This window comes from Bordetella ansorpii, assembly GCF_900078705.1.
In the GTDB taxonomy this organism is placed as follows: domain Bacteria; phylum Pseudomonadota; class Gammaproteobacteria; order Burkholderiales; family Burkholderiaceae_B; genus Bordetella; species Bordetella ansorpii_A.
In genome coordinates, this window is record NZ_FKIF01000006.1 from 134,821 (window position 1) to 147,875 (window position 13,055).

Here is a 13,055-nt window from a genome sequence, read left to right on the forward strand (position 1 = left end):
CGGATGACCGGATTGATGGATGCCGAGGCTGTTGGTGTCAGCCTGGGCTATCCTGCGGTCAGAAGTAGAGCGAGGAGGAATTTATGGGGCTAAAGACCGAGCTGAAAGCTCTGGTGGATGAGTTAGATCGCGTGCACAAGGGGGCCACTCCATGGTCCGAAGAGGCCGGCATTCCTGATTTCGTCACCGCTGAGAACGGTATGCAGCGGTACTTCACCAAGAAGGCAAGAGAGGCGCTTGGGCAGTTCTCCAGCACCCTCCATCAGAATCGGACTCTGAACTCAGTGAAGATCGAACCCGAGGCCTTTCAGAAAATTGCCCGCCAAGCCGTTGCCGATATGCACGCCTCGGGTGAGCTTTCAGGGTTTGATGAATGCGATCAGGGCGAGCTGCTTCCCAAACTGAAATTGCTTATCGAGGAACGACTCGCAAGCATCACCAACGAACACACGCACTATTTCCCTGCCTGGACCCTGGGCATGGAGAGGAAGTCTCCGTTCTCCCTCGGCCCGGTGACATTCTTGAATAGGTCGGACTGGATAGATTCTGTAGATTTCCCTCAGCAGGGAAAGGATCACTATCTGAACCAACCAGAGGCGAACCACCGCTGGAAGGAAATTCTCAAGGATGCCTTGCAGAAGCCCAATGATGGCTCCTCCATCGAAGGGCTGGCCAACGCCGTCTACAGTGCGATAGTCGGATGTCCAGCCTTGGTCAAGGTAACAGTCCGTGGCTATGAGCGTGAATTCTCACGCAAGTTGGCGAGATTGGTGGGCAAGACAGCGCTTGACGCTATCTCTCTGGGCTTTGGAGCCCCCGAGTGCTTCCTGCAACAGGCGCTTCAAGACGAGCGCCTACCGCCTGCCGGTAGCGATCGTCTGGTCGAAACTAAAGGATTTCTGTGGCTGCCCGGAAGCTCGCTTGGAAAGCGGATTATCTCGCAACCTCCCAAACGAGTAAGGCAAGCGTTGGATGACATGGCATCAATTCTTCCGGCATTCGCGGCGATCCTTGAAGGGCTGCTTGATCCATCGAATCACGAGCATCCCAAGCTTGCCAATCGATGGGCTACTGCGCTGGACTGGTTCGGCGAAGGTAATCGTGAGTCAAGTGATGCCATAGCGCTAGCAAAGCTCGGAACCTGCCTGGATGTACTGTGCTGCGGCGGCAAGAACGACGGTATCCGTGAGATGGTCGTACATCTGACCGGCACGAAAGGCGACACGCAGGTTGTCCGGGGAAACCGCCCTCGTACACTGAAGCAGTTGGTCAAGGACATTTATGACCACGGTCGATCACAGATACTGCATGGCACACACTACGATAGACTCGAATCATTCGCCGCAGAGCGCCAGTATGCCGCCTACCTCGCACGGATCGTGTTGATTGAATGCGCACTGCGGCTACAGCGTTATGGTGGTCCGGACGAAGACAAGGCGTTCAGAACAATGTAGCTACAGGTACTTCTTGAAGCTCCCCGCAGTCAGAGACACCGCTAGTCCCAGCAAGGCGGCGCTCGGCAACAGGATCAGCAATGGGTGCACCGAGATCGGCAAAGCCAGGTACGTGACCCAGGGCAGAACGGCTATGGGCATCAGGCTGGCTTTCGCACGGTGGTAGATAAAGCCCGATTCGCGGCCCGCGCCGAATCGGCGCAGGTCGCGCCGCACTAAACCGTCGATCAGGCCAACGAACGCCGCGGTGAAGATCAGCGGCAGCGTAAGCACCAGGACCAGTAGGCGCACCAGGAAAGTGAGCGTGGTGAAGGCCGCGGCGATCAGATAGCTCTCGGCCCAGACATAGACCTGGCTGATGAAATACTGGAAGTTGTGGGCCTGTTCGTGGCTGGGCACGCGGGCGCGCTCGGCGGTCAGGCTCATGCGCTCCAGAAGCCCCGAGCGCACGAACACCCATTCGTAGCCTGTATCCACCAGCGCGTGCGCCGTGCGTCCGGGCTCTTGAACCACCACGCTGCGCGTGAAGTGACTGGACAGGTGCCCCAGTTCGTACTGCAACATCTGCTGGGAGTGGCGCCAGCCCTGATCCTTCCAGAACAGGTGCATGCCAACGCATTCCACGACGATGGAGAACAGCAGCGAGCCGATCAGCACCCCGAGCAGCCGGAACGGCAAGGTGATGGTGCCGACGATCAGGCCTTGGCGCTGGTTTTGCTCCCGCTGCGTGGTCGAGGCGGCATCCTTCATGACGAGGCCTCGTTGCCGGCGCTGTCGTCGTTGGCCAACGGGCCAGGGTCGGCCGCAGCAGTATCATCCAGCAGGTCGTCGGGCAAGGCCCCGTCCTGCAAGGCCGGGGAGCTGGTGAACTCCCACCACTGCGTGGCCTCGCTGTAGCTCTGGCGCATGTAGCCCGCGAGTTGTTGCAGATCCTGCGGCATGACCTCATCGGGGTCCGGTGCCGGCAGCGGCATGCGAACCTTCCAAAGTTGGCCGCCCTGCAACAATGCAAAACACTGGCCTTTGGGCAAGCCGACGATGTGCGACGGTTCGATCATCGGCACGCTGGACATGCTGATGCGGTCCTGAGTGTTGGACGTGAAATCCGTCGCCCCGCGGATGTCCGAGCTGTCGGTCGCGCCGGAGACGATGGTGGTGGTATAAACCTCGACCTTCGGCAACTGCCTCGTCAGCAGTTCGGCGGTGGCCGTCTCTCGCACGCGCAGCATGAAGAGGTTATTGAAGTTGCCGATCACCTGACCGGCCTTCGCGCGGTTGCCGATGCGAGCCTCGATGTCCGAGAGGGTCTGCGTGTACGCGGTGACTTGCAGCCCGGCGCCACCGCCTTTGTTGATCAGCGGAACGAACTCGTCGCCCATTAACTCGTTGAATTCGTCGGCATGGACGTTGATCGGCACGCGCGTGCCCGCCGATGCGCCCGGCAGGCCATCGTCGATTCCGTGCTTGTAGATATGGCCTGCCACCGAAACCAAGTCGGAGAACATGGAATTGCCGACCGCTGCGGCAACCTCGGCGTCGGATAGCGCGTCCAGGCCCACATAGACGACTGCGCGCTTTCGGATGACCTGCATCCAATCGAAGATCGGGCGCGGGTCGGCCAGGTCGGAATAGTTCGGGGCCAAAAGCTGGGAAATCTTCCCGCTGGTGAGCTTCTCCAGCAGCGGCAGCAACGACGCGACGATCTTGTCGAAATACGTCTTGTCGTAGCGAACCGCCGAGCGCAGGCCGTCGAGTACCGGGTCGTAATTGCGCGCCTGGGAGAGGTACTGCTCCAGCGCCACCACGCGCTTCTCGCGCCCGATCATGTTGCGCGGGATGTTCTTCTCGTTGAGCTTGGCCTCGATCTGGACGATCACCTCCCAGGCTTTCGGCTCCGTCTTGGCGAAGTAGTGCTGCGCGTACTCGATGAACAGCGCGTCGATGTTGATGACATGCTGCTGGATCAGCATGTAGTCCGGACGCTGCCCCAGTTCCACCAAGGCGCGGGCGATGATGTTGACGAAGCGCCAGGCGAACTCGCGAAATGCCGCGCTATTGCCTTCGCCGGAAAGCTGCCCAGCGATGCGGGTTGCCACTTCCGAGATGCGCCCGAAGCGCCCCACGGCGTTGTAGCGGGCAGAAATGTCCGGCCAGCCCAAATGGAACACATAGAACTCGCCCTCGCGGCCTGCGCGTTGCGCCTCGACATACATCCGCTTCAGGAGGTCGGCATCCCCTTTGGGGTCGATGACGATCACGACCTCGTGCTCTCCGGCGGCGCTCTTGCGCCGGATGTCCTGGGTCACGAACAGTTCGGCCAGCCGCGTCTTGCCCACGCGGGTTGTCCCCAAGACCAATGAGTGCCCGACGCGCTCGCCCAGCGGCAGGCTGACGTCCACCTCCTCGGGTTCGATGCCGTGCAGCCGAGGAAGTCCGCCCACAGGTGGTAGCGGGCGCACTGGGTTGAAAGGCACGTCCCAGCCGGTGAGTTTCGACAGCCGGGACAGCGGGAACGGCGAGAACTCCAGCCGTTCCTCCAGGCGCCGCGCCAGTCGGTAGGCCGGCGTCGGCTCGACGTAGCGCCGAAACTCTGGCCGGTACGTCTGCATGAGCCTATGGGTGTGTTTCTGCTCCCACAAAAAGCCGCGCCCCACAAACAGACGCTGCTGGCTGACCGGCACGTCCTTGCTGGTCATCACATATCGCGGCAGGCGGCGGATGTTGCGTCGGTAGCGAAGGATGACGCGGGCATCGCGGTAGCGGATCGCGCCGTAGGCGCCGAACGCCAGTGCGCTGCCGACGCCCATGGCGGGGCTCAGCGCGAGCGACCACGGGGCCACCAGGGACAGAAACGCGGCGCCTGCACACGCCGCGACGGTATATAGCTCCACCGCTGGGCGAAGCAGAACCTCGACCGGCTGTTTCCCCGACATGGCTTCATTGCTCGATGCCGGTGGCCGTGATCAGCGCCGGGTAGTGCCGCAGGCCCAAGCGCTCGGCCAGGTCGTCGCCGGACACGGGTGCGAGGGGGACGCCGGGCACCAGTGTGCGCAGCCGCGCCAGGCCCTGAACGGTCTCGACGTTGACCACCAGACCGACCGCGCCGCGCTCGCGCAATGAGGCTGCATGGCGGTGCAACCAGGCCTGGGAAGCCTCGTCGTCGCCCACGACCACGAAGGGACGCAGGCCCGGGGCTTCGATCACCCGCCGCGTGACGGTGCCGGGCGTGAGCTTGGTGCTGCGCACCGGCAGCATCGCGGCCTCGTCCGCCGGCGTGGCCGGGATCTGAGGCGTCGGGATCGGCGACCGGGCCGGAGCGTTGGCGCGCGGCTGGAGGTTCAGGGATTCGTAGTACGGTAGCGCCGACGTGCCGCCACGGTCTTCGACCACGATCAGCGGCTCGCCGGCACGCGAGACCAGCGGCAGACCCGCCAGCAGCACGAGCAGGCCCTTTGCCGCGAGATGGGCCAGATGGGATTTCGTCATGGGGAGGTCTCCTGGCGCGCGGCGAGGACCGCGGCGGTTGCGCGCGCGCCCTGCACGCGCGCGAGGTGGCGGGACACGCTGCGCCGATAGCGGGCGGCGGGCTCGCCACCCGCGGGGCGGTGGTAACGGCCGATCGCCACCAGCCAGTCCTCGCCGGGGGTGTGCTGTTCTTTCAGGATCTCGGCGGCGATGGCGAGATTGCGGTACGGGTCGAGCAGATCGCATGCGCTGGCGTAGCGCTGCTGGTGGTAGCCGAGGTTGATCTGGCCCAGACCCGCGTCGATGCGCGTGTTCGGCGTGGAGCGCATGGCCTGCTGCAAACCGGCGCAGGCGTCGGAGCGGGTCGCATAGCGGCGCGATTGGCCGGCGACGTTGAGGGACCACGGCCACGGGACGATGCGCTCGTTGCGCCGGATGCCGCTCTCCTGCAAGGCCACGGCGTAGAGCACTGTCGAGGGAATGCCCGCGCGCTGGGCGGCAAGCTGGTAGGCCGGTGGCGGAACCTCCTGCGCCTGGGCGGCGCAGGCGCAGAGGCCAGCAGCGAGCACCAGAGCGCGCAACGGCGCCGTCAGGGTTGGCGCTGCCATTGGCCGTTCACTTCGCGCACGACCGCAGGCAAATCGCCGGGCAGGCCCAGCGACAGCCAGCGGCCGCCGTCGTGGTTGAGCGTGATGCTGCCGCTACGCACCCGTGCCGCGTCGATCTGTGCGCGCTTGGCCCAGTCGCGGATGCGCGCGTCGTCCTGGCGGCTGCCGACCATGTACAGGTCGAACTCGGTACCCGAGGATTGCAGGCGCTGCACGAGCTGTCCGCAGGCCACGCAGCCGTCCTTGACGAACACTGCCATGCGGCCGCTGCCGCGCACTGCGCCGGCGCTGGGCTTGTCGTCAGGCAGGTTCACCCGTTGCATGTCGGGGTTCAGGCGCTGCCAGGCTTCGTCATAGGCACGTTGATAGGCAAGCAGCTTCTCGACGCGGCGCGCTTCGATTTGCACCTGCAGTTCTGCGTAGCGCCGCCGTTCCTCGTCGGTGCGGGCCTCGATACCCAGGGCGGACAGCGGGTCCAAGTTGGGCGAGTAGATGCCTAGCGGCCCGTCCATCAACTCGCGATAGCGCGTCCATTCCTGCGGTTGCAGGCCCCACCCGCTTGCTACCTGGTCGCCCGGGGTTCGGGTGACCAGCGGACGCTCCTGGCTCTGCGCATTGCGGGCCGGGGCGGTGGCCGGCTGCTGCGCCCAGGCGGGCAACTGGGCGGATGCCAGCAGGAGCGCGGAAAGGATGATCGACGGCTTCATGTGGTGTGCTCCGGTCAGGGAATCGCCACGCGACGGGTCTGGTCGCCGGCCTGGAACACGGCGGTGTTGCCCTCAATCGTCTGTAAGCGCCACGGGCCGAGCGCATCACCTGGCAGCAGCACCTGAAGCTGGTCGGGCGTGAAGTCCGCGCTGCTCGGCGCGACGGACACGCTGCGCTGGCCAGCGCGCAATTCGGCGCCGACGACGCGGAACGGCAGCGGCGGCGGTTCGGGCTTGGCGGCGGCCTTGCCCGATGCGCGCGGCTGGGCGGGTGCGGCGGCGCGCGGAACGGGCGCAGCGGTCTGGCGCGCCTTGATCTGCTCGACCTCCGCGCGCAGCGCCTGAAGGTCGTCGGCAGCGGCATAGCCGCTCAGCGTTTTCTCAACCTGGGCTGCGCGTGCTTCCAAGACTTGGCGGGTGTCTTTGAGGTCTACCGCCGTTGCGATGGCCGGACGCTGCTGGATAGCCTCGATCGATTCGACCAGGCCCGCCGCCTGCGCTTCCAGGCGTTGCAGGCGGGAATCGAGCCGCTCCTGGCCAGCCTGGTCGTTCATGGTCTGGTAGCCCAAGGCCACGAAGACGCTGAGGCCGATCAGCCACAGCCACAGAAGGCTCTGCACCACCACAGCGCAGGCCGGGCGCCGGGCAGACTGTGGGGCGTTCACGGCTGGCCTCCCGAATCCGAAGGCTCCAGCGGGAATGTCTGCATCACCTCGGCGGCGGGTGACTCGGATGCGGGTTCGATGGCCGCGCTGTCGGCGGGCCGTTCGAAGCAAATCTGCCGTGCGCGATCATCCGCGTGCAGTTCCCAGGCCGGGCCAGCCAGTGTGAGCAGCGCATCGCGCAAGGTCATGGGGCCGAGGTGCAGGTGCGCCGCCGGCAGCGGCAGCGCATACAGCTCGATTACCGCGTGCGCCGTCTGGCACAGGCCGTAACCGCTACGCTTGAGTACATGCCGCATCCCATCGCCGACGGTGGCGCGGGCATCTTCGGGCATGGACACGTCAATGGTCTGCAACAGCAGGTCCCGCTGCGCCGCCGTGGGTGCTAGCTCGACCAGCGTGTAGCGACCGTAGCGCACAACGGGGATGTACTCGGGCGTCTCGGGTTCGGGCGCGGCCGAGACTTCCTCGATGGCATCGGGCGCGAGCGGCGTAGCGGTGGTCGCACAGCCGCTGGCTAGGACTGCGGCCAGTAGGCCGGCGCCGACCAGACGCAGGTATGGGTGGTTTTCGGGCATGGCTCGGCTCTATGGTTGCGATGAGCCGATACCTTGACCACGGGCTGCCGCGGAGTCAGCCGGGAATACGAACTGCGGGTTGCCGGATTTCGTAAGGATGTCGCGACTGCACGCGCATGTCCCGCGCGCATTTAAACTGAGCTGTGTCTACTCTCGCAGCGTCCTCGTCCCTCATTGGCAAGCCATGGAAGATGCCGGAACATCCACTTGCGTGGTGTGCGCGGCGAGATTTGCAGCTACCAGTGCAGAACGGTAGCTTGAACCCCGGCTGGCCGTAGAGATTGATCGTGGGGTATTGGGCTGTGTGGCCTGTTGAAAGACCGCCTCCCAGAGATCCCGTGGACAGACGCCGCCGGGCATAATTGACGGTAACTGTGCCCCTTAGCGCTTTGCTGTCCCGTTCCCCTCATTAGATGCACGAATGCCATTTGCCAGGGAGATCGTATATATGGAGTGCCCTCACACACTTGTGGAGCCAGCCTTAGATAGGTGGATGGAATGCCACTGGCATTTGCACCAAATGGAGGCAAGCTACCATGAGCCTGACGCATTCCGATATGCGCTCAATAGCTTCATTCGTGCGTTCAAAGAGGTGCCTCAACTCCTGACAATGCAAATTCAGAATCACTCCGATCTGAAGAATGCAATTGAACCCGTCTTTAAGGCCCTTCGCGATAGTGACCTGTATAGGGTGCTGACGACCAAGCGAAACTTCTTGGTGCATCAAGGCATGTTGGACCTTGAAAGCCGCGGTAGCGCGGGCACCACGGAGGGACACAAAGTTAAGATATCTTTTCCTTTCCGGGTCCACCCTTGGGAAAGCAGCAATGAAGCCTACGTGCGCTACAAGGAGGTCTGTCGTACCGACAAGATGATGAGAAGCTTGATCGGCCCAGATTGTGACTCGGCGCCAGCGATATGGCGCACTTGGCTCATAAGGGAATTTCCGGGGCGGGATCTCTTGGATGTCGCCTTCGAAGCCTGGACCAAGTTGGGAGAGGTGCTCTCTGCAACGGTAGAGGCGCGGGGAGCTGAGCCATTGGATCTCAGCATGCCATGTCGCCACGATCCAGAGCATGTCAAGGTAAGGCGCTTCAGCCAGCGCGAATTCTTTCTCGATGTCGATGGGATCGACCTAGCGAAAGAAGAAAGAAAATGGCGGGAGGAAAATATGCGCCGCACGTCCGAGTGTGGCGCCACCCCCACGACGCCCGATGATTCAATCTACTCGCCAAAAAGTCCATCGCCAGCCGACTGATACACTCAAAAAAATAACTGGAGGCAAGCATGGCCGACACACCTAACCCTCAGGAAATTCCGGCAAGTGAGCAACCGAAAGAGGTCTGTAGGGTTTTGTCGTTAGACGGAGGTGGAGCTAAAGGCTTTTATACGCTTGGCGTGCTTCGCGAAATCGAAGCGATGGTTGCCCGCCCCCTTTCCGAATGCTTCGATTTGATATTCGGCACCAGCACCGGTGCGATCATTGCCTCTCTGCTAGCTTTGGGCTATCGAGTCGAGCAGATCCACGATTTGTACAAAACGCATGTGCCGACGGTCATGGCGCAGCGCTCACCCGCGGCCAGGACCGCAGCTCTTGAAAAACTGGCTACGGAGGTGTTCGGAGAGAGAACCTTCGATGAGGTCAAAACCGGCATTGGCATTGTGGCGACACGATGGATGACAGAAAAACCGATGATCTTCAAGTCGAATGATGCCCAAGCCCATGGTCGAAAGGGGACATTTGTCCCAGGGTTCGGGGTAAGGATCGCGGATGCCGTCCAAGCCTCTTGCTCTGCATATCCGTTCTTTGAGCGAAAGTTCGTAGTCACCTCGGCAGGTGACCAGATAGAACTGATTGATGGTGGCTATTGCGCTAACAATCCCACTCTTTATGCCATCGCAGACGCAGTGCTGGCATTGAGAGCTGCACATAGTGATCTGAGGGTCGTCAGCATAGGTGTCGGTGTCTATCCTGAGCCCAAGCCCAGTTTTAAGATGTGGTTCGCGAAGAAGTATCTCGTGAGCGTTCAGCTACTGCAGAAAACACTTGAAATCAATACGCAGTCGATGGATCAACTCCGAGAGGTACTGTTCCGTGAAGTGCCCACAATCAGGATAAGCGACACCTTCGAACGGCCCGAAATGGCCACGGATTTGATGGAACACGACTTGGCAAAGCTCAATTTGCTGCGTCAGCGAGGAAGCGAATCGTTCGCGTCGAGAGAGGCCAGGTTGCGAGAATTCCTACTATAAGGCGTCGATATGCCCATTCCCGAAGCACAGTTGGAAACATGGTCCCATCAAGGAGCCATTAAAGGTTCGAGTTCTACTTATCAATCGATAAAGGGAAAGTTGGAGAGCAAGGATGCCGCATATGCCGGAAAGAATGTAGAGGTCTTCCTTCAGGGATCGTATGGAAATGACACGAACATCTACTCCGAAAGTGACGTAGACATTGTCATCGTCCTGAAGGACTGCTTTCAAAGCGACCGGAAGAGCCTCAGTGAGGTGGAGCAGGCAGCGTGGAGAAGCGCTCATCACGACGCGACCTATACCCATGCGGACTTCAAGAGGGACGTTCTGGCCCTCTTGGTGGACGCCTACGGCAACGAGGTAAATGTCGGCGATAAAGCAATTTCTATCGACGCGAGCGGCACGCGAAGGAAGGCCGATGTTATCCCTGCGATACAGTATCGAAGATACTACAAGTTCAATGGCCTGCACGACCAGCGATACGACGAGGGAATATGTTTCTACAATGCAGCGGGCGAGTGTATTGCTAACTATCCTAAGCAACACTCCGCGAACCTGACGACTCGCCACCAAGCTACAAATCAGTGGCTCAAGCCAATGGTGCGGATCTGGAAGAACTTGCGCACCAAGCTCGTCGAAGATGGAAAAATTGAAGCCGGCGCGGCGCCTTCTTATTACATCGAAGGGTTGTTATATAACGTGCCGGTTGAGAAGTTCGGGAGCAGTTATGAAACGTCTTTTGTTAACGCCTTCAACTGGATAGTAACCGATGCAGACAAGACTAAGTTCGTCTGTGCGAACGAGCAATATTATCTCCTCCGAGACAGCGCCCATACTTGCTGGGAACCTGCCAAGTGCGACGCTTTTCTCGATGCAGCGGCTAAGCTCTGGAAAGATTGGTGATGCCAAAAAAATGCCGGTGACCTATTGGTCACCGGCGTTGGATGGTTTTGTCTTATGCAGCGACCAGTTGCCTGGCTAGTGCTACTTCGACCGAGTCGCCATCCTGGTTCAGGACATCGAGCCCCGATTCGGGTACATCGCCCGAGGTGGACTGCGAGACCATGATCTTCTTGGCCATCAGCTCAAGGCAGGTCATCTGCGAGGAGCCGGCGTAGCCGAGGTAGATCACGCGCACGGACAGCTTCTGCCCGATACGCCAGGAGCGGCGTGCTGCCTGTTGGAGCGAGTACACGTTGTAGCCCGACTGCATGAACACGATCGTCGGAAACTCCAACAGGTCCAATCCCGTCTTGACAAGCTCGGGGTTGGTGATGAGCACGTCGATGCCACGGTCCAGCTGCTCGGCGATCCAGTCCTCGCGGCGGCTGGCGTCCACGCTCGCGCGCAGCACCGCCACCTTGAAGCCTTCCTGCTCCAGCAGCACCTTCAAACGCGACGTGGTGTCGCGCGTGCCGGTATAGACCGTGTAGGCCAGGACCTTGCGCCCTTGTGCCTTCTCTGCCTTGCAGATTTCGATGAGTTCACGCTCCTTGGGGCTGATCTCGAACTCGTTGAACTGAGCCGGGACAAACGCCAGGGTGTTGCGCGTGCGCGGATGCACCACGGTCTCCGACCGGAAGCAGCAATCCGGCCAGGCCAGCAGTACGTTGAGCACCACGCCGAGGAGCGTCGTATCGCGTCGCGCCAGAGCCTGTTTCAGCTCCGCGGTCAGCCGGCCCGCCAGATCGCGGTAGGCCGCGGCTTGCGCCGTGTCCATCGCGACTTCACGGAACTCTTCGTCATACGGCGGCAGGACATTGCCGCCGATGTCTCTGAGCTTGAGGAAGATCGTGAACGGCAGGATGCAGCGCAGCACACCCTTCGGGCCGAAGCCCGGGGCCTTGACCGTTCTGACACTGACTTTCGTGCCTTTCGCGGTCTTGTGCGCCGTCCCGGTGCTCTCGGAATAAATGTCCTTCAGGACACCGTGATCGCGCATGAACGCCATCGCGGCCGAGGTCATGCTGCCGCTCGTGGTCGGGCGATAGCCGTCTTCGATCATCCGCCCGGGAAGGGCTCGGAACAGCAGGTAGAACAGATCGTCGCCGTAGCCGCCCATCAACGTGCCGGTCAGCAGCAAGGTCTTGCGAGCCTTCGCCGCCAGAACGCCCATGGCCTGGCCCTGGGCGCTGCCGCCGTTCTTGTACTCGTGGGCCTCGTCGGCGATGAGCAGGTCGAACGTGCCTTGCGGCAGGTAGCGCTTGATGAACTCGGACGGCTGATAGCCGCCCTCGCCAAAGCCGAACTCCATGTTGGCCATCGCACGTTCCATGCGCGTGGCCTGACGGTCGGAAAACACCAGCTCGCCGTTGCCGTCCATGAGGTTGATGAACTCATGGATGTTGTCGCCCAGCATCGACGCCAGGAACCCGTCGCCGAACTTCTGCATCAGCTTCTGCGCGGTGACTTCTCCGATCGTCGGGATGCGCTTCAACGCTTTCAGCACGGCCGAGGACTGGTCGCTGCCGGACAGGCTGCGCGGGCGGATCAATGTCCACAGGGGCGCGGCGCAATGGCTGCACTTCCTGCGGTACTCCTCGGCGTCGAGCGCGACCGGGTTGACCGGCTCGCCGTCGAGGTCGGTGATGACCGTGCCGCAGTCAGGGCACGCTGCCACGTCGCCATGGCGGGTGCGCCGCGTGGTGAAGACAGGCTTCCAGTGGAATCCCATCCGCATCCTGACGCGCCCCAGGACAAAGAACTCCTGGCCCGTGGGCTGCAGACCCAACTGCTCGCGCAGCTTGATGAGCTTGACCAGCGTGTCCGGGCCGTTGAGAACCCAGACCTTGGCGCCTGCCACCGTCTCCTGGATCTCGCGCCGCCACTTGTAGACCAGGTGCGGTGGAGAAAGAACCAGGGTACGGCGATAGCCTTCGGCGTTGAGCACGGCGGCTGTGGCGATACCAACGGTCGTTTTGCCGCAACCCATCTCGCCGTTGACGATCGCGGCGTGTTCGCCACGGTCGATCAGCAGCTCGGCGGCGGCATGGACGACTTCGGCTTGGGCTTGGAATAGCTTGCGCTTGAGGCTGGCGACGACGAGTTGACGATGCGCCTGCGGCTGGCCGGTATAGACCGGCGGATTGGCGCTATTGAGGGCGTCGAGCAGTTCGTCGCCGAACTCGCCGACGAAATCCTGAAGGCTCAGGGTCAGAGGGGATGATTCCGCGTCGAGCAGTTCGCCCTGTACGGGCGCGGCGTCAGCGGCAGTGGTTTCGAGATCGAAGGACATTGTGATGCTCCAATGAAAAATGGGGCATGCACCACCCCCAGCGGGGCAATGGCATGCCCCGTGGTGGGAAGGAAATCGGCGCGCGGCCGAAGG

Annotated in this window: 12 protein-coding genes; 4 read left to right on the forward strand and 8 right to left on the reverse strand. The window is 61.8% G+C overall.

Annotated elements, in window-relative coordinates:
- The first annotated feature begins 83 nt into the window (after window positions 1-83).
- Window positions 84-1,454 (forward strand): hypothetical protein, encoded by a 1,371-nt coding sequence (locus tag A6745_RS11025; protein ID WP_066126865.1) that lies wholly within the window; start codon window positions 84-86, stop codon window positions 1,452-1,454.
- On the opposite strand, the gene A6745_RS11030 is transcribed toward A6745_RS11025, so the two are convergent.
- The 7 genes from A6745_RS11030 to pilL2 are packed head-to-tail and all read right to left on the reverse strand — an operon-like array spanning window position 1,455 to window position 7,474.
- Complete coding sequence (locus A6745_RS11030) at window positions 1,455-2,204, reverse strand: TIGR03747 family integrating conjugative element membrane protein (protein WP_066126868.1); 750 nt, start codon at window positions 2,202-2,204, stop codon at window positions 1,455-1,457.
- Window positions 2,201-4,387 carry a type IV conjugative transfer system coupling protein TraD gene (gene traD / locus A6745_RS11035; protein WP_066126869.1) on the reverse strand — a complete coding sequence of 729 codons (2,187 nt, stop codon included), beginning with the start codon at window positions 4,385-4,387 and terminating at the stop codon, window positions 2,201-2,203. The genes A6745_RS11030 and traD overlap by 4 nt, the downstream gene beginning before the upstream one ends.
- 4 nt (window positions 4,388-4,391) lie before the next feature.
- Window positions 4,392-4,940 carry an integrating conjugative element protein gene (locus A6745_RS11040; protein ID WP_066126870.1) on the reverse strand — a complete coding sequence of 183 codons (549 nt, stop codon included), beginning with the start codon at window positions 4,938-4,940 and terminating at the stop codon, window positions 4,392-4,394.
- On the reverse strand, window positions 4,937-5,527 hold the full coding sequence (locus tag A6745_RS11045) for a transglycosylase SLT domain-containing protein (protein ID WP_066126873.1): 591 nt from the start codon (window positions 5,525-5,527) through the stop codon (window positions 4,937-4,939). Before A6745_RS11045 ends, A6745_RS11040 begins: the two co-directional genes overlap by 4 nt.
- Window positions 5,509-6,234 (reverse strand): TIGR03759 family integrating conjugative element protein, encoded by a 726-nt coding sequence (locus A6745_RS11050; protein ID WP_066126875.1) that lies wholly within the window; start codon window positions 6,232-6,234, stop codon window positions 5,509-5,511. Before A6745_RS11050 ends, A6745_RS11045 begins: the two co-directional genes overlap by 19 nt.
- Window positions 6,235-6,248: 14 nt before the next feature.
- Window positions 6,249-6,899, reverse strand: a complete 651-nt coding sequence (locus A6745_RS11055; RefSeq protein ID WP_066126878.1) for a hypothetical protein — start codon at window positions 6,897-6,899, stop codon at window positions 6,249-6,251.
- The gene (gene pilL2, locus A6745_RS11060) at window positions 6,896-7,474 is read right to left on the reverse strand and encodes a PFGI-1 class ICE element type IV pilus protein PilL2 (protein WP_066126880.1); all 579 of its coding nucleotides are present in this window, start codon (window positions 7,472-7,474) and stop codon (window positions 6,896-6,898) included. Before pilL2 ends, A6745_RS11055 begins: the two co-directional genes overlap by 4 nt.
- Window positions 7,475-7,967: 493 nt before the next feature.
- Between pilL2 and A6745_RS11065 the strand changes: the two genes are divergently transcribed.
- Genes A6745_RS11065 through A6745_RS11075 form a run of 3 tightly spaced genes read left to right on the forward strand, consistent with a single transcriptional unit; the run spans window position 7,968 to window position 10,630 of the window.
- On the forward strand, window positions 7,968-8,732 hold the full coding sequence (locus A6745_RS11065; RefSeq protein WP_156513359.1) for a hypothetical protein: 765 nt from the start codon (window positions 7,968-7,970) through the stop codon (window positions 8,730-8,732).
- Between the two features lie 29 nt (window positions 8,733-8,761).
- A complete protein-coding gene (locus A6745_RS11070; protein ID WP_066126885.1) occupies window positions 8,762-9,727 on the forward strand; it encodes a patatin-like phospholipase family protein in 966 nt (321 codons plus the stop codon).
- 9 nt (window positions 9,728-9,736) lie between these two features.
- Window positions 9,737-10,630, forward strand: coding sequence for a nucleotidyltransferase domain-containing protein (locus tag A6745_RS11075; RefSeq protein ID WP_066126887.1), 894 nt, complete (start codon window positions 9,737-9,739; stop codon window positions 10,628-10,630).
- Between the two features lie 52 nt (window positions 10,631-10,682).
- On the opposite strand, the gene A6745_RS11080 is transcribed toward A6745_RS11075, so the two are convergent.
- Window positions 10,683-12,962 carry a helicase-related protein gene (locus tag A6745_RS11080; RefSeq protein WP_066126889.1) on the reverse strand — a complete coding sequence of 760 codons (2,280 nt, stop codon included), beginning with the start codon at window positions 12,960-12,962 and terminating at the stop codon, window positions 10,683-10,685.
- Window positions 12,963-13,055 lie beyond the last annotated feature (93 nt).